General features: G+C 56.6%; 20 protein-coding genes. 7 read left to right on the top strand and 13 right to left on the bottom strand.

Features of this window, described 5'->3' with window-relative positions; genetic code table 11:
* Positions 1-27: 27 nt before the first annotated feature.
* The gene (locus tag CTZ24_RS22010) at positions 28-864 is read right to left on the bottom strand and encodes an oxidoreductase (protein WP_208725645.1); all 837 of its coding nucleotides are present in this window, start codon (positions 862-864) and stop codon (positions 28-30) included.
* Between the two features lie 105 nt (positions 865-969).
* Here CTZ24_RS22010 and CTZ24_RS22005 point away from each other — a divergent pair, with 105 nt between their 5' ends.
* The gene (locus tag CTZ24_RS22005; protein ID WP_208725644.1) at positions 970-1905 is read left to right on the top strand and encodes an AraC family transcriptional regulator; all 936 of its coding nucleotides are present in this window, start codon (positions 970-972) and stop codon (positions 1903-1905) included.
* Between the two features lie 43 nt (positions 1906-1948).
* On the top strand, positions 1949-2476 hold the full coding sequence (locus tag CTZ24_RS22000; protein WP_208725643.1) for a GNAT family N-acetyltransferase: 528 nt from the start codon (positions 1949-1951) through the stop codon (positions 2474-2476).
* Between the two features lie 46 nt (positions 2477-2522).
* Here the strand turns inward: CTZ24_RS22000 and CTZ24_RS21995 are convergent, their stop codons facing one another.
* The 6 genes from CTZ24_RS21995 to CTZ24_RS21970 all read right to left on the bottom strand — a co-directional run bounded on the left by CTZ24_RS21995 (position 2523) and on the right by CTZ24_RS21970 (position 8637).
* Positions 2523-3644, bottom strand: coding sequence for a M20 family metallopeptidase (locus CTZ24_RS21995; RefSeq protein WP_208725642.1), 1122 nt, complete (start codon positions 3642-3644; stop codon positions 2523-2525).
* A complete protein-coding gene (locus tag CTZ24_RS21990) occupies positions 3641-4399 on the bottom strand; it encodes a glutamine amidotransferase (protein WP_208725641.1) in 759 nt (252 codons plus the stop codon). Before CTZ24_RS21990 ends, CTZ24_RS21995 begins: the two co-directional genes overlap by 4 nt.
* Before the next feature lie 11 nt (positions 4400-4410).
* Positions 4411-5490, bottom strand: a complete 1080-nt coding sequence (locus CTZ24_RS21985; RefSeq protein WP_208725640.1) for a phosphotriesterase family protein — start codon at positions 5488-5490, stop codon at positions 4411-4413.
* Positions 5491-5493: 3 nt separating this feature from the next.
* On the bottom strand, positions 5494-6504 hold the full coding sequence (locus tag CTZ24_RS21980; protein ID WP_208725639.1) for an ABC transporter permease: 1011 nt from the start codon (positions 6502-6504) through the stop codon (positions 5494-5496).
* Between the two features lie 10 nt (positions 6505-6514).
* On the bottom strand, positions 6515-7261 hold the full coding sequence (locus tag CTZ24_RS21975) for an ATP-binding cassette domain-containing protein (protein WP_208726590.1): 747 nt from the start codon (positions 7259-7261) through the stop codon (positions 6515-6517).
* A gap of 353 nt (positions 7262-7614) precedes the next feature.
* Positions 7615-8637, bottom strand: coding sequence for a LacI family DNA-binding transcriptional regulator (locus tag CTZ24_RS21970; protein WP_208725638.1), 1023 nt, complete (start codon positions 8635-8637; stop codon positions 7615-7617).
* A gap of 293 nt (positions 8638-8930) precedes the next feature.
* Between CTZ24_RS21970 and CTZ24_RS21965 the strand changes: the two genes are divergently transcribed.
* Positions 8931-9878, top strand: a complete 948-nt coding sequence (locus CTZ24_RS21965) for an ABC transporter substrate-binding protein (protein ID WP_208725637.1) — start codon at positions 8931-8933, stop codon at positions 9876-9878.
* A gap of 16 nt (positions 9879-9894) precedes the next feature.
* Here CTZ24_RS21965 and CTZ24_RS21960 read toward each other — a convergent pair whose 3' ends face one another.
* Entirely contained in the window at positions 9895-10773 is an 879-nt protein-coding gene (locus tag CTZ24_RS21960) for a PfkB family carbohydrate kinase (RefSeq protein WP_208725636.1), read from the bottom strand.
* Positions 10774-10797: 24 nt separating this feature from the next.
* Between CTZ24_RS21960 and CTZ24_RS21955 the strand changes: the two genes are divergently transcribed.
* Positions 10798-11640 (top strand): BtpA/SgcQ family protein, encoded by an 843-nt coding sequence (locus CTZ24_RS21955; protein WP_208725635.1) that lies wholly within the window; start codon positions 10798-10800, stop codon positions 11638-11640.
* Between the two features lie 2 nt (positions 11641-11642).
* Entirely contained in the window at positions 11643-12284 is a 642-nt protein-coding gene (locus tag CTZ24_RS21950) for a TenA family protein (RefSeq protein WP_208725634.1), read from the top strand.
* Here CTZ24_RS21950 and CTZ24_RS21945 read toward each other — a convergent pair.
* On the bottom strand, positions 12281-12787 hold the full coding sequence (locus tag CTZ24_RS21945) for a phenolic acid decarboxylase (protein ID WP_208725633.1): 507 nt from the start codon (positions 12785-12787) through the stop codon (positions 12281-12283). The two genes, CTZ24_RS21950 and CTZ24_RS21945, sit on opposite strands and share 4 nt — an antisense overlap.
* Before the next feature lie 99 nt (positions 12788-12886).
* On the opposite strand from CTZ24_RS21945, the gene CTZ24_RS21940 reads away from it, so the two are divergent.
* Positions 12887-13789: a LysR family transcriptional regulator gene (locus CTZ24_RS21940; protein ID WP_208725632.1), complete on the top strand. Its 903-nt coding sequence runs from the start codon at positions 12887-12889 to the stop codon at positions 13787-13789.
* Here CTZ24_RS21940 and CTZ24_RS21935 read toward each other — a convergent pair.
* Positions 13760-14275 (bottom strand): GNAT family N-acetyltransferase, encoded by a 516-nt coding sequence (locus CTZ24_RS21935; protein ID WP_208725631.1) that lies wholly within the window; start codon positions 14273-14275, stop codon positions 13760-13762. The genes CTZ24_RS21940 and CTZ24_RS21935 overlap by 30 nt on opposite strands.
* A 98-nt stretch (positions 14276-14373) precedes the next feature.
* On the opposite strand from CTZ24_RS21935, the gene CTZ24_RS21930 reads away from it, so the two are divergent.
* Entirely contained in the window at positions 14374-15258 is an 885-nt protein-coding gene (locus CTZ24_RS21930) for a LysR family transcriptional regulator (protein WP_208725630.1), read from the top strand.
* 87 nt (positions 15259-15345) lie between these two features.
* Here the strand turns inward: CTZ24_RS21930 and CTZ24_RS21925 are convergent, their stop codons facing one another.
* From CTZ24_RS21925 to CTZ24_RS21915, 3 genes are all read right to left on the bottom strand, one after another.
* Entirely contained in the window at positions 15346-17445 is a 2100-nt protein-coding gene (locus CTZ24_RS21925) for an FUSC family protein (protein ID WP_208725629.1), read from the bottom strand.
* Between the two features lie 352 nt (positions 17446-17797).
* The gene (locus CTZ24_RS21920) at positions 17798-18511 is read right to left on the bottom strand and encodes a substrate-binding domain-containing protein (RefSeq protein WP_208725628.1); all 714 of its coding nucleotides are present in this window, start codon (positions 18509-18511) and stop codon (positions 17798-17800) included.
* Positions 18480-19550 carry an ABC transporter substrate-binding protein gene (locus CTZ24_RS21915; RefSeq protein ID WP_208725627.1) on the bottom strand — a complete coding sequence of 357 codons (1071 nt, stop codon included), beginning with the start codon at positions 19548-19550 and terminating at the stop codon, positions 18480-18482. Before CTZ24_RS21915 ends, CTZ24_RS21920 begins: the two co-directional genes overlap by 32 nt.
* Positions 19551-19559 lie beyond the last annotated feature (9 nt).

Here is a 19559-nt window from a genome sequence, read left to right as displayed (position 1 = left end):
AAATAATTTACCTTTCCTGACAATTTATTATTCGCCATCGGTGGAACGGGTTAATTCTTCCCAGCGATCCATCTCCTCATGTAACGTTGCCAGCTTATTTCGCACCAGCGTCAGCGCATCACTGCCCAGTAACAAATGCGACGGCGGATTGTCGCTGGCGATAATGGCCAGCATCGCCTGTGCGGCTTTTTGCGGATCGCCCAATTGTTTGCCGCTTTTCTCCACGCGCGCCTGGCGGATAGGATCGAACAAGGTATCGTAATCAGGGATGCTGCGCGCGCTACGTACCATTGAACGTCCCGCCCAGTCGGTGCGGAATGAGCCGGGTGCCACGGCAGTGACGAAGATGCCAAAAGGCTGGAGTTCTTTGCCCAGCGCTTCGGAAATGCCTTCCAGCGCAAATTTGCTGCCGCAATAATACGTAATGCCGGGCATGGTGATAAATCCGCCCATCGATGTGATGTTGATAATGTGGCCGCGACGGCGCTGGCGCATATACGGCAGTACCGCTTTGATCACCGCCACGGCACCAAACACGTTGACGTCAAACTGACGGCGCATCTCCTCCAGCGAGGACTCCTCCATCACCCCTTCATGGCCGTAACCGGCATTGTTCACCAGCACATCAATCGCTCCCTGGTGGGACTCCACGGCATTGATGCAATCTTCAATGGCGGAGAAATCGGTCACATCCAGCAGGCAGGCGCTGGCATAGCCAGGTTTCAGCGCTTCAAACGCCTGCTTTGCCTCCTGATTGCGTACGGTGCCAATCACCCGATGGCCCTGGCTCAATGCCTGTTGTGCCAGCGCACGACCAAAGCCGCTGCTGACGCCGGTGATAAACAAGGTTTTGGTTGATGACATAAGATTCGCTCCCTATAAACGTGAAAATGCATAATATTCTCAACCATGACTTGTATTGAGGCCGTATCTTCTGTTTTTATTGCCTAATCTTATGAGGGGTGGGTTATGAGCGATAATACCCAGGCGCAGATGGTGACGTTACTGCGGGCGCTGGCTCCGCAGGAAGGCTATAACCTGACCGCGCTGGAGCAGGTACGTATCCTGCGTTCTGACCGTCCGCTGGCGCGCACGCCGGTGCTGTACGATCCGGGCATCGTGATTGTTTGCCAGGGCAGCAAACGCGGTTATCTGGGCCATCAGGTTTATCTTTATGACGAGCAGCAATACCTGGCGGTATCCGTACCGGTGCCTTTTGTGATGGAAACGACGGCGTCAGCCGAACGGCCATTGCTCGCCATCTACCTGCATCTGGATTTCGCGGTGGCGGCGGAGCTGATGCTGCAACTTGATCAGCAGGGCGGTACGCAGCCGATCCCTGCGCCGCAAAGTATGATGTCCAGCCCGATGGATGCCGTAATGAAAAGCACCGTGTTGCGTTTTTTGCAGGCGCTGCATGACCCGCGTGATGCGGTGATCCTCGGGCCAGCATTGATGCGTGAGTTGTATTATCGCGTATTGACCGGCGCGCAGGGCAGCGTATTGCGCGCTGCGTTAAGTCAGCAGGGGCAATTTGGTAAAGTCAGTAAAGCGTTGCGCCATATCCACGCCTGCTATGCGCTGCCGCTGCAACTGGCGCAACTGGCCGCCGCCGCGGGGATGAGTGTGCCAACTTTCCACAGCCATTTTAAAGCGATAACCGGCGTTGCCCCAATGCAGTACGTGAAGTCAGTGCGGCTGCATCAGGCGCGGATGTTGATGGTGCGCCAGACGCTGACCGCGGCAGCGGCCAGTTTCGCCGTGGGATATGAAAGCCCGTCGCAGTTTAACCGTGAATTTAAACGCCTGTTTGGCCTGCCGCCCGCCGAGGAGAGCCGCAGGATGCAGCAACATTTTGCCGTGCCGCCGGAACAGCCGGACGCGATATTTATTTCATCGCATTAACCACGCTACGGGGCATCATCGTTTAAAAAGGGACTCAGAGGATATGTCGTTGAACGAAAACGTGTCTGAAAACTATCTCATCCGGCAAGCCACCATTCAGGATGTTCCCCGGATACTGGAACTGCATTTTGCCGGTTTAAAAGAGACAAACTCCTGTTCTACCGATACCTCCTTAGATGCTGATCTTTATCATTTTTCCGAACACTATCAACGCGTTGATACACGCTTTGTGGTCGCTGTTTCCCGGCTGGAGGCGATCGTTGGCATGGGGGCGCTGGTCAGCCTTTCTTCTGACCACTATGAGATCAAAAGAATGCGGGTAGCGAGTCACTGCCGTCGACAGGGAATTGCGCAGCAAATACTGGATGAGCTGCTGACATTTGCGGCCAGACAACATCCCCAACGGGATATCCTGCTCGACAGTTCGCAAACACAAACTGCTGCTCACCGGCTGTATGAAAACAACGGTTTTGTTTGTTACGGCGAAGCGCTGATTGGTGGGGATATCCCCAGTTATTTGTTCAGGAGGCCCGGCAAGGCGGCTAACTGCCTGGAGCGTGAAGCGCGATAAATCGCGCTGCGCCGCTACGGACCGGTTTGCGTAGCGGCGTAATTTATCACGCCCCGTCCGTCATCCACTGCACAATAATCTCCCCGTATAACGCCTCCGCTTCCGCCAGCCGTGACAGCAGGCAATATTCATCGGTCTGATGCGCCAGGGTCGGTTCACCCGGCCCCAGGATCACGCAGGGCGGTGAACCGAGTGCCGGCAGCAGCAGCGAGGCATCGGTAAAGTAAGGCACAATGCGTGGCGTAAGGGGGGCGTCGTGCAGCGGCTGACATAACTGGAAAATCTGCTGTATCCAGCGTTGCTGTGCGGCACTCAGCACCGCAGGCAGATCCACCAGAGTGGTGATAAACACCGTTTCACCCAGGGTGGTGGCCAGGCGCTGGCGGATCTCAGCATGTTGCAGATTCGGCGCGGTGCGGATATCCACATCAAAGGCGGTGCGGTCCGGTACCGAGTTGATATTTAATCCCCCCTGAATGCGGCCGACGTTGAGCGTCGGTTGCTTCATCAACGGATGTGGCGCACCCGGTGAGAAATGCTGAATCTTGCCCAGCGCCTCGGCTGCGAGGTAGATGGCGTTGATACCAAGATGCGGCATCGCGCCATGAGCGGTTTTGCCGCGCGTTTCACAACGTAGCCACAACGCACCCTTATGCCCGATCACCGGATAGTTGGCGGTCGGTTCACCGACAATCAACGCCCCCGGCTGGGGCAGCGTTTGGCTGGCAATCAAGGCGCGAGCGCCGTCACAACCGGTTTCTTCGCCGCCGGTGAGGTACAACACCACGCCGCTGCCCGCCATGATGGCATCTTTATGACGGACGCAGGCGAGGATAAACGCGGCAATCGCCGCTTTCATATCGCTGCTGCCTCGACCATACAGGCGGTCATCGCGCACATCGGTACCAAAAGGATCGAACTGCCATTCGGCGTTACCGAGTGGGACGGTATCCAGATGGCCGGTAAAACCGAGTGGCGCTCCACCCGCTGCACCGGGCAGGGTGGCGATGAGATTGGCGCGCCGATCGCCGAAGCTGTGGCGCTGCACGGTAAATCCTGCCTGTTCGAGGTAATCTGCCAGCCAGGCCATGCAGGCGGCCTCGTCACCCGGTGGATTGATGGTGTTAAAACCCAGCAATTGCTGGGTTAAAGCGACAACTGCGCTCATGCATGTGCCCCGGTGAGCCAGTCGAGACAGTTGATCCACAACTGACGAAAACCGGACCATTGGGCAAACTCTGGTGGCAGCCAGTGGGCCGACATATCGCTGGTCCACACCAGGGTGCGTCCCTGTTGGTACTCACGCACCGCCAGCAGCGGATGGGCGGTGCCCGCCACCGTCGCCAGCAACTGACCTTCCGGCTGCATCTCCACTTCGTTGTAGCCCAGCAACCACGGCATATCGCCCGGCAGATTCTCCAGCACCGCATGGGGGGTGGTCTGCTCCAGATAACAACCTTCCGGTCGCTCCACCCGGTCATCCCAGGCGAGACAACGTACCGGCAAGGTCTGCTCCACCGCGGTGTTGCGATAACGCGCGCCACCGTTAATGCCCTGGAAGCTGTAATAACCACCAATCATCATCAGTGCGCCGCCCTGTGCGACATAATCATGCAGCAGCGTCAGGCGATTGGCGGTGCGCTGGCTTTTCAGCCAGGTGGCCGGATGCAGCAACAGGGTATTGGCCCCGATATCCGACAGAATAATCACATCCCACGCCTGCAAAGCTTCCAGCGTCAGCGGAAACTGCTCCGGCGCTTCATGTACCGGCATATGGGTGATCTGATAAGCGCTATCCGCTAACGCGGCAAGAAAATCTACCGCGCCGTTGTGCCAGGTGGCGGTAGCAAACTGATCAAAGCCTTTGATATGTGTCGCGGTGCTGGTCCAGGATTCACCTACCAGCAAAACCTTTTTCGTCATGATTTTCTCCATTACGCGCCAAATACCCGCTGCGGGTTGGCGATCATCAACGTTTCTAACTGCTCGCCGCTGACGCCATGACGGCGCAAACGCGGTACGAAGTTTTTCAGGATATGACCGTAGCCGTGCCCGCCGTAACGGGTCAGCATGGTTTTCAGGAACACATCCTGCGATAACAGGATCTGATTGATGTAACCGTCGTCGATCAGGGCACAGATGGCGCGGGCGTTCTCTTCATCCGATGGCGATTGCGCCTCTTCATCGGCGTAGTAATAGCCCATGCCAATCATGTCGTACTCGAGATACGCACCGCGATCCGCCAGCTCACGCTGATAGGTTTTATCGGCGTGGCTGGGGTTCATATGGCACAACACGGTATGCCGCAGATCGGCCCCTTCCTGTTCCAGTATGTCCAGCACCTTGTGGCCCAACCGTTCCCAGCCGGGCAGATGCACCTCAATGGGCACGCCGGTCGCCGCGCTGGCGCGCCCGGCAGCACGCAGGGATTTCTCCTCGTCTCCCGTGAAGCGGCTGGACACGCCAATCTCGCCAATCAACCCGGCCAGCACTTCGGGTTTCTCCGCCAGGCCACCCAGGTCATAAATCAGTTTCTCGGTGAGTTGTTCCACGCTGGTGGTTTTCACCCACTCCGGGTGCGAGGGTTGCAGATACAACCCGGTGCCCATCACGATATTCAGGCCGGTCAGACGCGCGATGCGTTGCAGGGCTTTGGGATCGCGTCCAATGCCGATATTGGTGGGGTCGACCACGGTTTCCCCGCCCAGCGCGCGGAACTTCATCAGCTCCTCGATCGCCACGTCGACGTCAAACAGCTGGCAGTTATCTCGGCTCATTAGCGGATTCAGTGACAGATCACCGAGATTTTCGATGCGAACCGGCATCTCGGCGATATGGCGATCGCTGCAACAGCAGGGCGGTACCCACTTGCCCGAGGCATCGAGCAAAATATGTTCATGCATCAAGGTGACGCCCATCTGATCCAACGGCAACGGGCCGAGGACGGTCATCACGTAACCACTCTGCACGCCGAGCGGCAGGGGGTCGGGATGACGGAAAATCGAACCTTTCATCAGCTATCCTTTGGCGGTGGCGCGGGCCGGGTTGAGAATGCGCGTGTTAATCCAGATGGCGAGCAGGATGATCGCGCCGGTGGCGATTTGCGTGTAGAACGGCGAGATATGCGACAGGATCAACCCGTTCTGGATAATGGCGATGGAAAGTGCACCGAGCAGCGTGCCGATCACCGTACCAAAACCGCCAAACAGGCTAGTGCTGCCCAGCACCACCGCCGCAATCACCTGCAATTCAAAGCCTTCGCCCTGGTTGGAGGAACCGCTACCGAGGCGGGCTGTGATGATCATCCCGGCCAGCGCGGCGGCCATACCGCTGATGATGTACACCCGCATCACCACCGCTTTGGTATTGATACCGCTGCGACGTGCCCCTTCCGCATTCGCGCCGATGGCGGTGACGTAGCGGCCAAAACGCATATGGTTCAGCACCACATGACCGACAATCAGCACCACAATGCCAATCAGCGCTGGCATCGGAATACCCACCACCCACGCACGCCCCATAAAGGTGAAGGGGCTGTCGCCAGGAACCGGAATCGAATAACCCTGCGTGATCAACAGCGCCACACCACGTACCACCGCCAGGGTAGCGAGGGTGACGATAAATGCCGGGATCCCTTCATACGCGATAAAGAATCCATTGATCGCCCCGACCAGCGCGCCCATTGCCAGCCCGCCGATCAACACGCAATACCACGGCCAGCCCCAGCTGTTGAGGGCAATGGCGGATAACGCGCCCACCAGCGCCAGCGTCGAACCGACCGAGAGATCAATACCGCCGGTGGTGATCACCAGCGTCATTGCGGTGGCGACAATCAGTAACGGCGCGCTCTGGCGAATGATGTTGAGCCAGTTAGGCGTAGTAAGAAAATTGCTGGTGATCAGCGAAAACACCACGCAGCAGAAAACGAAAAACAGCGCAATGCTGACCACACCCGAATGGTTATGTAGCAGGCGTTTGGGTAGCGAATGCTGAATCATGCGTGTACCGGAGAGGTTAACCATACTCATACTCGTTCCCTTAGTGGGCGTGGGCAGACGGCGCGCTGAACTTCTCACCGACGATCAGGTTGACGATTTCACTCAGGCTGGTGTCGGCCACCCGATGATCCGCCACGTTGGTGCCTTCGTACATCACCATGATGCGATCGCACACCAGGAACAGATCCTGTAACCGGTGGGTGATCAGGATGACGCTGACGCCACGCGCGCTGACGCGTTTGATTAGCGCCAATACTGCCTCCACTTCGGCCACTGCCAGCGCGGCGGTCGGCTCATCCATGATCAACACTTTGGGGTTGAAGGCGGCTGCACGAGCAATGGCGATCGCCTGGCGCTGTCCTCCGGAGAGATTACGCACCAACAGCCGGGTATCGGGAATCGAGATCCCCAAACCCTTCAGCATTTCGCGTGCATCGGCGTGCATTTTTTGTTGATCGAGAAAGGGCACACCCAACAGGCGTTTCATGGGTTCACGCCCCATAAACAGGTTACCCGCCACGTCTACCGTGTCGCACAGTGACAAATCCTGATAAACCATTTCGATATGGCAACGACGGGCATCGGCCGGATTGGCAAAACGCTGCTCCTCGCCATCGATGCGAATGGCACCACTGGTGGGGACCACCGCGCCAGAAAGCACCTTGGTCAGCGTGGATTTACCGGCACCGTTGTCGCCTACCAGACCCAGCACTTCGCCGGGGGCTAGCTCGAGATTGACGCCGCGTAGCGAGCGAATCGAGCCGTAGGTTTTGGTGATATTGACCATCTCAACCCGTGCCGGGGCGGCACGTTGCTGCTGTTGCATCTCAACACTCCCCTTGTGAATCAAACGGAGACGTTGCATCAGCGGGCGTATCACGCGGTAAAGGTTCACATCTTGTAAACCGGTTTACCCGATGCGCGTAATACGTGCCGCTGACCAACGCATGTCTTGCAGAGATATTTGTTCGCCAGGAGAAAGATAGCAGAGACTGTGCCAGGTGAAAAAATCACCTCATTAAATGCTGTCTAACCGATTGTTTAGATGGATGAAAAATTTTTATTTTTTGAGTAAACCGGTTTACTAAACAGCACGGATTTTGCTGATGCTGAGCCAGCAGGGTGCAGCGATGCGCCATTTTAGCGCACAGGGTTTAACCGGCTGATGGAGTCACGGGCGATCCATTCCACCGGAAAGCGGGTTTCCTGTGCAGCGGGAAGATCGCCGTGCAAGAGCGCCAGCATCTGCTCCACGGCGGCACGCCCCATTTCGCGTGCGGGCTGGCGGATGGTGGAGATGCGCGGTTGCGTGAATTCGGCATAGCTGGCGTCATCGAAACCCACCAGCGACAATGCGTCCGGGGCGCGTAAGCCCTGTTCACGTAACCCATCCAGCAGGCCAAGCACCAGGTAGTCACTGGCGGCAAACACCGCAGTGGGACGCTGTTCGGCGGCAAAGAAGTGGTGCAGCGCCTGGGCACCAAAACTGCGTTCATATTTGCCAAACAATACCCACTCCGGCACCACTTCCAGCCCGGCTTGCTGCATGGCGGCGCAAAAACCCTGGTAGCGTTCGCGCACGCTCATCAGCGCATCCGGCCCACCGACAAAGGCGATATGACGATGGCCGGCTGCGATCAGTTGTTCGGTTGCCAGCTTGCCGCCCTGCACGTTGTCGGCGAACACTTTGGGTACGCTGCTGCCAGGGATATCTTCGTCGAGTAACACAATTCGCTGCTGACGCTGCACCTCTTTGCGCAGCAGGCCGTTATCCGGGCGGTTGGTGGTAAACAGCAGGCCATCCACCTGGCAGGTATCCAGCCAGCGAATAAACTGGCACTCCTTGTCGGGATTGTTGCGGGTGATGCACAGCACCAGGCTGTAGCCATGCTGTGAGGCGGCTTCTTCGGCGGCATCCGCCAGTTCAGCAAAGAAGGGGTTGGTAATATCGGGCAGCACCAGGCCCAGGGTTTCGCTGCCGCCTTTGCTCAGGCGACGCGCCAGTGAGTTGCCACGATAATCGAGCTGGCGGATCGCATTTTCGATACGTGTGACGGTATCCTGCGGCAGCACCAGCGAATGATTAAGATAACGCGACACGGTGGCTTTGGATAAGCCGGCCAGTTGCGCGACATCGGAAAGTAATACGCGTTTTTTTGTCATGAATGCACACCTTTTATCGGCACAGCATTAACACATTTTTCCCTGCCAGCGACAGCGTTTTAATACAAAATATTTACTTGACATTGTTTGGTGTTCAGAGAATGTTATTAGCCAGTTTACCCGATGTCGTTTTTCCTTTAGCGCTTTTCACTCGCTCACTGAACGGAGTTCATGACGGAAAAGTAATAAAGGCCGCCTGTGCAGGCAGCAAAGTTATTCTTTGCTGTTAAAGATATTTGTCCCGCAAAAAACTTACCCACTTGGGGTGCAGACTCTTTTTGACGAGGGCAACGATGATGTTATTTAACACCAGCAAGAAAAATGTGTTTTCCTGTGTTGTGCTTCTCTCTTCATTAATCACCACTTCCGCGCTGGCGGCATCAGCAGATTATGCGTTGGTGCAAATCAACCAGCAGGCGCTATTTTTTAATCTGATGAATAAAGGTGCGCAGGAAGCGGCCAAGGCCAGCGGTAAAAATGTCGTTATCTTTAATGCCAACGATAATCCGGTTTCACAAAATGATGCCATCGAAAACTATATCGAGCAGGGCGTAAAAGGCATTATGGTGGACGCCATCGATGTCAATGGCATTATGCCAGCGATTAAAGAAGCGGCGGCGAAAAATATTCCGGTGATTGCCATCGATGCGGTATTACCGGCAGGCCCGCAAGCGGCGCAGGTCGGGGTGGATAACGTCGAAGGCGGTAAGATCCTCGGTAAATATTTCCTCGGTTATGTCGACAAAAGTATGGGCGGCAAAGCACGAGTCGGCGTGGTTGGCGCGTTGAACTCCGCCATCCAGAACGCTCGCCAGAAAGGCTTTGAAGATACGATTAAAAGTAATAAAAACATCAGCGTGGCGGATGTGGTCGATGGCCGCAACATCCAGGATGACGCGATGACGGCAGCGGAAAACCTGATCACCGGCAACCCGGATCTGACCGCCATTTACGCCACCGGTGAACCGGCGCTGCTGGGCGCGATTGCGGCGGTAGAGAACCAGGGCCGCCAGAAGGATATCAAGGTGTTTGGCTGGGATTTGACCGCGCGCGCGATCAACGGCATCGACCAGGGTTATGTGGTGGCGGTGCTGCAACAAGACCCGGAAAAAATGGGTGAGGAAGCGGTGAAGGCGCTCAATACCCTGACGTCGGGTAAGACGGTAGCCAAACAGATCCAGGTTCCGGCGACGGTCGTCACCAAAGAGAACGTTGGCAGCTACCGCTCAATGTTTAAATAAGATCTGAATCGCGCCGCTACGAGGGGTGGCGGTCGGAAAGAAGGGTTTGCAGTTCTGCGCGTGTCGGGAAGGCACGCCAGGTGCCGCGTCGGCTGACGGTAATGGCGGCGGCGGCAGTCGCGTGGTGTAACGCCAGGCTATCCGGCGCGGTTTGCCGCAGCAGGCTGGAAGCAAGCAGCACGGCGAGGAAGGTATCACCTGCGCCGGTGGTATCAACAACCTCAGCCTGAATGGCAGGCACCTGCCAGTGCTGTTGGTCACGTTGTAATTCGGCACCGGATGCACCAAGGGTGATGATCAGACTGCCGTGTGGTGGCAGCCTGGGTTTCAGCAACGCCGCTTCGCCCTGGTTAACCACGGCGATATCGACCCACGGCCAGCAATCCACAAACGCCGGGTTGACCGGGGAGGGGTTGAATACCGTGGTCATGCCACGCGATTTTGCCAACTGGAATAGCGCCAGCGTGGTGGGTGCGCTGAGATTGCCCTGTTGCAGAAAAATATCGCCGGGTTGTGCGGCCTTTAACCAGTCGCTGACCCGTTCCGGCGTCAGGCTATTTGCCGCGGCGTTGCTGGTCATAATGGCGTTATCACCGTTAGCGGTGGTGAAAATAACCGAGTTATCACTGAAGGGAACACTGGCAACGGCAGGTAATAACAGCAGATTTTCATCACTGGCGCGTTGGCGTAACCATTCACCCTGCGAATCTTCGCCGGTCGCGGTGATTAATGACGTGGTAAGACCACAGCGGGATAATATCATAGCCTGATTGGCACCTTTACCGCCAACATCGCTATGAACTTTATTTCCCAGGGCGGATTCGCCCTCGGCAGGAAAATGATCAACCTGCCAGAATTCATCGACGGTAATATTACCGCATACGTAAATATGCATGGTTTTCTCGAAAAGGTGATTAAGATGGCAGTTATCTCAGCAGAAAAGGGTAATGCAATACAAGCGATATTTTCGCGTCAAAAAGCAGTGATTGGCGTTATTCATTGCGATGCTTTTCCCGGCACGCCAAAATATCGCGGATCGTCAGTGGGTGATATTATTGATCGCGCGTTGCGTGATGCAGATAATTATCTCTCCGGCGGCTTGCATGGTTTGATTGTTGAGAATCATGGCGATATTCCGTTTTCTAAGCCCGAAGATATTGGCCCGGAAACCTCGGCGCTGATGGCGGTGATTACTGAAAAGATTCGCAGCCGCTTTGGCGTGCCGTTGGGTATTAACGTGCTGGCGAATGCCGCCATCCCGGCGCTGGCTACGGCACTGGCGGGCGGGGCCGATTTTATCCGGGTTAACCAGTGGGCCAATGCCTATGTGGCCAACGAAGGATTGATCGAAGGGGCTGCCGCGAAAGCGCTACGTTATCGTAGCCAGTTACGTGCCGAGCATATCCGGGTGTTTGCTGACAGCCATGTCAAACACGGCAGCCACGCCATTGTTGCCGATCGTTCCATCCCCGAGCTTACCCGTGACGTGGAATTTTTTGAGGCGGATGCGGTGATTGCTACCGGGCAACGCACCGGCGATAGTGCCACCCTGAGCGAGATCGACGAAATTCGCAGCGCCACCTCGCTGCCGCTGCTGGTGGGGTCGGGCGTGACACCGGGTAATGTGTGCGAAATCCTCGGACGTACTCAGGGGGTGATTGTCGCCAGTGCGCTGAAGCGGGACGGCGTATGGTGGAACGAAGTGGAACTGGCGCGCGTGAAGCATTTTATGGGCATTGCGAAAGCGGCATTGGGGGAATAACCATGTCATTCACTGACCGCTTATTACAGGAGCATCAGGGGTTATGGCAGGCGATGCAGCAGCATCGCTTTGTGCTGGATATTGAACAGGATCAGCTGGATAGCGCGGTATTCAATCGTTATCTGGTGTTTGAAGGCAACTTTGTCGCCACCGCGATTGCCATCTTTGCGCTGGGTATCAGTAAAGCCCCGGATATCCGTCAGCAGCGCTGGTTGATCACCGTGTTAAACGCACTGGTGGATACGCAGATTGCCTGGTTCGAAGAGGTGTATACCCGGCGCGCTATTGATCCCGCCAGCGTACCCGCAGACGTACCGGGGGTGAAACGCTTTGACGCCGGGATGTTACACACAGCGCAGCAGGGAAGTTATGCCGAGATCATCACCATCATGTTTGGCGCGGAGTGGATGTATTACCACTGGTGCGCACGGGTGGCGCAACAACATCAACGCGATACGGATATCCGCCGCTGGGTCGAACTGCATGCGGAAGAGGCGTTTTACCAACAGGCCAGTTGGTTGAAAGCGGAACTGGATGCCTGTGCGCTGACATTGTCGGAAAGCGAACTACAGCGACTGTCGTCGCTGTATGCCGATGTGCTGCGCTGGGAAATCGATTTTCACAGCGCCGCCTATGGTGATTAACCGAGGTTAGCCGGGAAGTCGGCGGGCAGCTCGCTCGCCGCACAGGCAATCACGCTGTCGTCATCAGGACCGCAGTCGCGCACAAAGGTAATGGTGGCAAACTCGTCAATGACGGTGGTGGGATAAACCGGTCCCTGTTCGCGATACGCCGCCATTTCTTGCAAATGGTCGTTCTGGAAACAGACGGTTTTTTCCGGATTCAGCATCACCCATTGCGGGAAGAAAATGGTGCCGTGGAACACGCGGTCAGCAAGGTTAGCAATCAGGCTGACGTCGGTGCCGGTCGGTTCCGTCCAGGAAATTTTATACACGTCAGCCGCCACCCGCACGATATACGCCTGCTGACCTTTCACCCAACGGTTACCCACCAGCCCGCTGTGAATGCGGTAATCCAGTGTGGTGGCATTTTTCACGTAGATCTCATAGTTCCAGCCATTGTCGTAGGTGTAGACCAGATGTTTACCGATAAAACCGCTCAAATCTTCTTTATTGAAATTGCTCATTGTTGATCTCCTTCAGTTGATGCACCTACGATATCGCTGTAAAAATTGAATGAATAACGCTAATTTTGGATGAGTTTCATCTAAAAATTGGATGTGTTTATGTTCAGAACCACGCTGGAGCAGTGGGCAATCCTCGATAAGGTGGTGGAACTGGGGGGATTTAATCAGGCGGCAGAGGCGATGAACCGCAGCCAGTCCTCCGTCAGCTACAATCTTTCGCTGTTGCAGGAGCGTCTGGGCATTGCGCTGTTGCGTATCGAAGGGCGCCGGGCATTGCTCACCGCACAAGGCGAAACCTTACTGGCGCAGGTGCGCCCGTTGCTCAATGCTTTTCACGCGCTGGAAGTGCGCGCGGCCAGCCTGCATAACGGAGCGCGCACCCAACTGGAACTGGTGGTGGATAATATTTTCCCGCGCCAGACGTTGTTCCGGGTGTTGCAGCAGTTCCAGCAGTACTATCCGGCCACACAAATTCAGCTTACCGAAGTGCTGGAATATGACGATCCCCTGCATCCCGCCGTTCCCGATGCGGATGTGATGGTGATGACGCGACGTGAAGATGTCTCCGGGCGGGGACAATGGCTGATGAACGTCGATTTTCTGGCGGTGATCCACCGCGATCACCCGCTGCTGTCGCTGCCGCAGCCGCTCACCGAGTATGATCTGTCGCGCTATCCGCAAATTCGCATCGGTACTTCGCGTTCGCAGGCACCGCATGCCTCGGTGGGGCAATCCGAGCAGTGGTTTTTTTCCACGGTGGATACCGCCATTGAGGCGGTGATGCATCAGGTGGGGTACGGCTGGCTACCACAGGGGCGCATCGCCGAGGCGTTGCAGCTTGGCGTGCTGCAACCGTTGCCGCTCAATCACGGGGGCCGCCGGAGTACGCCAATGCATCTGATTGTAAAAAAGGAGCTGATTCCGCTGGATGATCAGGTGATCGCCTTGGTTAACCTGTTCACTCGTTATTGTTCAGGGCAGGGTGCTGTCACCGGCACCTAAGGCACGTTGCATAATCACCGTGTCCAGCCAGCGGCCATGTTTGAAGCCGACCGAGTGTAAGGTGCCGGTCACGGTAAAGCCGGCAGAGCGGTGCAGGGCGATAGAGGCGCTGTTCTCGCTGTTGCCGATCACGCCAACCATCTGACGATACCCCTGTTGCTCGGCCCATTGCAGTGCCCGCGCCAGCAGCTGACGGCCAATGCCGCGTCCGGTGAAGCGCTGGTCGATATACACCGAATCTTCCAGACTGAAGCGATAGGCAAAGCGTTCACGCCAGCGCGACAGGTAGCAGTAGCCGAGTACCACGCCATCTTCCTCCGCCACCAACCAAGGCAGTCCGGCGGCCGTGATGTTGTGCAGGCGCGCCAGCATGGTGGCATCATCGGGGGGATCGGTTTCAAAAGTGGCGCAACCATGCAGGACATGGTGGGCATAAATTTGTTGGATGCCGGGGATATGTTGTTCTTCTGCCTGCAAAATTTCCATCGTTACCGCTCTCGTTTGTTATCTGCTTTCAGGCTACCCTGTTGGCTTACTCAATGGCAGCGCGACCTGCTTATGCGCGCTATAAGGAATTTTTAGAGATGGCCAGTCTCAATCTTGATCATCTGGACACCTTCCGGTTAGTGATTAGCCGGGGAAGTTTTTCCGGTGCCGCCGATGTGCTCGGCCTGTCGCAACCGGCGGTCAGTCTGCAAATTCGTCAACTGGAGCAATCGCTACAAACCCGGCTGATTGAACGCACCGGGCGCGGGGTGCGCGCTACGGCGGCGGGGCTGGCGTTGCTCGAACATGGCGAACATATTGCCAGCGCTATCGCTGCCGCGCTGGCGGCGGTGACGCAGCAGGCGGAGGAAATCAGCGGGACGGTGATCATCGGGACGGGCGCGACCGCCTGCATTCATCTGCTGCCGCCCTTGCTGCAACAACTGCGCCAGCAGCACCCGCAGTTAAAAGTGGATGTGCGCACCGGCAACACCGCGGCCATTATACGTGCGGTGGAGGAAAATCAGGTGGATATTGGCCTGGTGACGCTGCCGGTCGCCAGCCAGAGCGTGCATGTCAGCGCGTTGTACGATGAAAAGTTCCGACTAATTATGGCGCGCGACAGTGCAGCGGCGGTCGAGCCTGCGGAACTGGCCCCGTTGCCCCTGATTGTGTTCGAACCGGGTAGCGGTACACGCGCAGTGATTGATGGCTGGTTTCGCGAGGCCGGGGTGCGCGCCACGCCGGTGATGGAGTTGGGTAGCATTGAGGCGATCAAGCGGATGGTTCGAGCCGGGCTGGGTTACAGCCTGGTGCCGGCTATGGCGCTGGCACAACCGGAGGATCGGGCGGGATTGTGCGTGCTGGAACCGCAGCCCGCCTTACAGCGTACGCTGGGTACGGTGATGCGCCAGGACCGCATTGTCAACCGTGGCATGACGGCGGTGCTGGAGCTGTTACGTCATGCATGTACAGGCCCGTAGCGGCGCGATTTATCGCGCAATCACCTGCGCGCTGACGTTCAAACCCGCGCGATAAATCGCGCCGCTACCGAATTCTGCGTCCAGCGCTTAACGCAGGGGCAGTCGGTACATCTTCTGTTGCATCAACTCTGCCTGGCGGCTGTTCATCACCGGCCACGCCTGGTGGGGGAACAGATACAGACGTACGCTGGCGAGATGGAACAGCGGCGTCAGCAGGCTTTCATCCCACATTGCCAACCGTTCCAGCATCAGCAGCAGGATATCGATTTCATCCAGCAGGTCCGGGTGCGGCGGAGTCTGTAGCGATTTGAGGCGGCGTTTCAAAAACAGCCCCAGTTCGTGAAACATCTGTCCACTATCGAGCTGATATTTTGCCAGCAGATCCTTATGGCGCGCGTAGTAGTCAAAACTGTTTACCCCCAGCCACACCTCGGTCAATAACATGCCGGCAGCGGTCATATCCGGTTGCGGATCGAGGCGCAGACGCGGCAGCACCACGTTCAGCTTATCCAGCATCAGGCCGATATAGCGCTGACGTCCGAGCAGAGAAGAACCATTTCGCTCCGTCTCTTTGATAAAGCGCAGCAGCTCACGCAAACCGATACGTACCGCACGACGCGCGGTCCAGGACGGGCGCTTGTTACGCATAATCGCCGTCAGGATCACCGCAAACAACACCCCGGTCATTGAGGCGATGGCGGTGTTAAACAGCGCCACCAGGTCGGGGCGCAGATGGTGACCGAGGCCGATAAAACCGGGGATCTGGATGGCGACGCTCAGGCCGATCATATTGGTGGTGGGACGGGCAATCATCATTCCCAGCAGAATAAGGCCGGGCGCCAGACAAATCATCAGCGCCTCAAATGAGGTGGCCTGGGGCAGCAGAATTGCCACATACACCACGCTGATAATGATGGCGACGATCACGCCACGCACAAACAGCTTCATCGAGGTGAGCGGGGTATCGAGACTGGCAAAAAAGGAGCTGAGGATTGCCGCCATTACTGGCGCGGAGGCACCATCACGCCAGCCAGTTGCCATCCACAGCAGACAGGAGCCGAAGGTGGCGCAAAACGCGGTTAACGCCGAGAGGCGAATTAAACCCTTGTCATAAAAGCGATGGGTGCGTTTGCCGCGTGCCAGCGAGGTGTCGCCGGACAGGTCGCTGACCAGCCCTCCCACACTTTGATACGCCCCGGCAATGCGAACAAAATCCGTCAACCTCTCCAGCACGCCGGTCAGCAACAGACAGGATTCGGTGGGTAATTCCCCTTGTCGCCAGGCTTGGTTGAGTTCCGCCTGACAGGCGGCCAGCGCTTGCTGAATGTCGTGGGTGTCGCCCACCGCTTCTCCATCATGCAACCACAGCAAAAACTGGCGAAAGGTTTGCGCCACATTTTCCGGGAAGGTGATGCTCAGTTCTGCTAAGCGTTGCAGGCGAATCTCGATGGCGATCAGTGTCGGGATCAGATACGACAGATGTTGGTACTGCACGCTGACGAGGCGAATCAACTGGCGTGCGGCATTCCCTTCATACACGCAGTGGGTGATCAAAATCTCCACCTGCTGCGGGTTGGTCGCCATGCGGATCAGAATATCGTCACGTTCCGGTGATTTCGCAGTCGGGATACCGGAGAGCAGGTCGCCGCACAGCTTACGGGCGTTGAGATACCACTGGCTGACGCTTTGTTCCAGCAGGCTGCGCATCGACACCGGAAACAACAAACCATGCACCAGGCTGCTACAGACGATGCCGAGGGTAATCTCCTCAATACGTGACAACACCGTGCTGGTGATCCCTAGCGGGGTGGTGACCTCCGGGAACCCCATGATCGCCGCGCTGTAACCGGCCAGCATAAAGACATAGCTTTTCGGGGTGCGGTCGTGCAGCGACAGATACAGGCAGACGCTCACCCACAGCGAGACGCACAGGCTGAACAGCAACGGGTGTTCAACCGTCAGCGGAAAGATAAAAAAGATAAACACCCCACCCAGCAGCGTACCGAGCAGACGGAACACCGATTTGGAGATGGTCGAGGCGGAATAGAGTTGCGACGCAACAAACACGGTGGTCAGTGCCCAGGCCGGTTTGTCCAGATTCAGTTCCAGTGCAAAATACAATGCCAGAAAGGCGGCCAGACAGGTTTTTACAGCAAAAAAAACGGCGTTTTTTGAAAACCACGGCATGACAGTAATAAGACCAGGAGACGCTAAGTGCGGCGTATCCTGCCAGAATAAAAAAACTGCTCACCTCGATAAATACGACAAATTGTTTCGTAATAAAAAAAGATGTTTTTACGGGGTGATCTATTGAGGGCTAATTATTAAATTTGCCTAATGCGGGATGGAGCATAAAAGGCAGGGGAACGGGCCGATTAGCCGCTATTTTGTCCATCTTGCAGCCTTTGTGGGGTTTTAAGCCCCCTCGGTCATCAGTGTGGTAAATGTGATCTGGATCATGTTTTTCCGTAAAAGCGCCTTCAGCGCGCAATAACCATAAAATAATTTCGCGCTGAAGGCGGCGTTTCCCTGCGCCAGATCAAGCCATTACGGGCAAAAATCCGTTTTGACTTAAAATCTGTTGGGCGACAGGGGATTGCAGAAAATCTGCCAGTGACTGTGCTGACGGCTGACAAAGCGCCCAGGCGTATTCGGCCCGAATGTTACAGGCTGGCGGAATGGTGAAGATGTGCAGCTCAGGACATACGGCCAGGCGCGGTGCGTAGCTGGTGTAACCGATAAACATATCCGCATGATCCTGAGCCAGCAGCCATCGGGCAGCCAACTCGCCGGGTGGCACGATCAGGCTTTGTGGCCCACCGACCAGGCAACGGGCTTTGTTCTCCAGTAAGCGACCCATGCCGTGCTGCCGCTGTTCAATGGCGGCAAACAATTGCCAGGTATAGTCGCCGGAAGGATCGCTATGCGGCGTGGAGGTGGCGAGTCGCAGGTCAGGGCGAGTCAGCACGGTTAACCAATCCTCTCCCGGTCTGACCCGATCGCGCTTCACGGTCAGGCACAGGCTATTGGCGGCAAAGCGGCCGGTTTGTTGCGCCAGCCCGCATTGCCGCAAGTGCTCCGCGTGGGCGGTGTTCGCAGAGGCGAACAGGTCACAGCTTTCCCCGGCCAGAATACGTTCACGCAGCAAACCCGCCGGGCCGAAATCAGTGTTGACCGGTGATCCCCAGGCCGCCACTAACGCTGGCCAGACGGGCCGCAGGCTACCTGCTGCCAGGACGCGCAGCGGTGTCATGATAATGTGTCCGGTAAAATTGTTGATACCAACGATCGGCTTCCTTCTGCATGTTGATGTCGCGGAATTTTTCCGGGTAGAGTTTCTTCGCCATCCACAACTCACCCAGCCCGATGGCTTCCGGCATCGGATAACCCCAGGCTTTGGCATATTCCGGCATCAGCCAGACACGATGGTGCTTCACCGCATCGATGCTCTGCCATTGCGCGCTGTGCGTGATCTCATCCACCACCTGTGGGTAGCGGTCCTGCACAAAAATGACCTGCGGATTCCAGGCAATCACCTGCTCCATGCTCACCTGTTTGAAACCCAGAATGGTGGCAGCGGCGACATTCAACGCCCCGGCGTGAGACATCATTAGCCCGGTATATTTTCCGGCACCGTAGGTGGTGAGATCCGGGTTCGCCATATAAGCCCGTACCCGTTGTTGCTCAGGCACGGAACGCAGACGATCGGTGACCTTCTGACGACCGGCGAACGCGGCGGCAATCAAGGCTTTGGCCTGCGCTTGTCTGTTGACCACGTCGCCAATCAGCGTGATGCCTTCCTTAATCCCCAGATTGTAGGCCTGTTCCTCATCCTGCATGGCAGGGTTGATTTTGCCTTGCTGACCGGCGTCATCATGGCGCAGCGAGATGGCGATCACCGGAATGCCCAGCGCGGAAATTTTATCGATCATCTCCTTCGGCGCGTAGTTGGTGACAAACACCACCTGCGGGTGCAGCGCCACCAGGCTCTCCATATCAACGTGAGTGAGATCGCCGAGCATCGCTTTGTGATTCAGTTCCGGCACCAGCGTGGCGTAGCCATCGCCAAGTTGTTGTTTCCAGTTGGCGAGAATACCGACGATTTTGTCGGTGGCATTGAGTTGCACCAGCAAATTGAGGGTTTGATGTTGCAGTACCACCACGCGGTCAACCTGATCGGGAATGGTCACCTGACGGCCAATCTGGTCCGTGACGACCCGGCTGGCAAAACTGGATAAAGAGGTAAGCAATAACACGCCCGCCAGGGCGTAACGGTAAAAAGGGCGATTCATAATAACTCC

Source organism: Pantoea phytobeneficialis (assembly GCF_009728735.1).
Taxonomy (GTDB): domain Bacteria; phylum Pseudomonadota; class Gammaproteobacteria; order Enterobacterales; family Enterobacteriaceae; genus Pantoea; species Pantoea phytobeneficialis.
This window is presented reverse-complemented; position numbering and strand designations above follow the sequence as displayed.

Coding starts and splice junctions, on each gene's coding strand:
- CTZ24_RS21970 (WP_208725638.1), bottom strand. CDS start 8,637: ATGACAAAAAAACGCGTATTACTTTCCGATGTCGCGCAACTGGCCGGC.
- CTZ24_RS21935 (WP_208725631.1), bottom strand. CDS start 14,275: ATGGAAATTTTGCAGGCAGAAGAACAACATATCCCCGGCATCCAACAA.
- CTZ24_RS22000 (WP_208725643.1), top strand. CDS start 1,949: ATGTCGTTGAACGAAAACGTGTCTGAAAACTATCTCATCCGGCAAGCC.
- CTZ24_RS21950 (WP_208725634.1), top strand. CDS start 11,643: ATGTCATTCACTGACCGCTTATTACAGGAGCATCAGGGGTTATGGCAG.
- CTZ24_RS21920 (WP_208725628.1), bottom strand. CDS start 18,511: ATGACACCGCTGCGCGTCCTGGCAGCAGGTAGCCTGCGGCCCGTCTGG.
- CTZ24_RS21960 (WP_208725636.1), bottom strand. CDS start 10,773: ATGCATATTTACGTATGCGGTAATATTACCGTCGATGAATTCTGGCAG.
- CTZ24_RS21965 (WP_208725637.1), top strand. CDS start 8,931: ATGATGTTATTTAACACCAGCAAGAAAAATGTGTTTTCCTGTGTTGTG.
- CTZ24_RS21995 (WP_208725642.1), bottom strand. CDS start 3,644: ATGAGCGCAGTTGTCGCTTTAACCCAGCAATTGCTGGGTTTTAACACC.
- CTZ24_RS21985 (WP_208725640.1), bottom strand. CDS start 5,490: ATGAAAGGTTCGATTTTCCGTCATCCCGACCCCCTGCCGCTCGGCGTG.
- CTZ24_RS21990 (WP_208725641.1), bottom strand. CDS start 4,399: ATGACGAAAAAGGTTTTGCTGGTAGGTGAATCCTGGACCAGCACCGCG.
- CTZ24_RS21915 (WP_208725627.1), bottom strand. CDS start 19,550: ATGAATCGCCCTTTTTACCGTTACGCCCTGGCGGGCGTGTTATTGCTT.
- CTZ24_RS22010 (WP_208725645.1), bottom strand. CDS start 864: ATGTCATCAACCAAAACCTTGTTTATCACCGGCGTCAGCAGCGGCTTT.
- CTZ24_RS21940 (WP_208725632.1), top strand. CDS start 12,887: ATGTTCAGAACCACGCTGGAGCAGTGGGCAATCCTCGATAAGGTGGTG.
- CTZ24_RS21980 (WP_208725639.1), bottom strand. CDS start 6,504: ATGAGTATGGTTAACCTCTCCGGTACACGCATGATTCAGCATTCGCTA.
- CTZ24_RS21945 (WP_208725633.1), bottom strand. CDS start 12,787: ATGAGCAATTTCAATAAAGAAGATTTGAGCGGTTTTATCGGTAAACAT.
- CTZ24_RS21975 (WP_208726590.1), bottom strand. CDS start 7,261: ATGGTCAATATCACCAAAACCTACGGCTCGATTCGCTCGCTACGCGGC.
- CTZ24_RS21955 (WP_208725635.1), top strand. CDS start 10,798: ATGGCAGTTATCTCAGCAGAAAAGGGTAATGCAATACAAGCGATATTT.
- CTZ24_RS22005 (WP_208725644.1), top strand. CDS start 970: ATGAGCGATAATACCCAGGCGCAGATGGTGACGTTACTGCGGGCGCTG.
- CTZ24_RS21925 (WP_208725629.1), bottom strand. CDS start 17,445: ATGCCGTGGTTTTCAAAAAACGCCGTTTTTTTTGCTGTAAAAACCTGT.
- CTZ24_RS21930 (WP_208725630.1), top strand. CDS start 14,374: ATGGCCAGTCTCAATCTTGATCATCTGGACACCTTCCGGTTAGTGATT.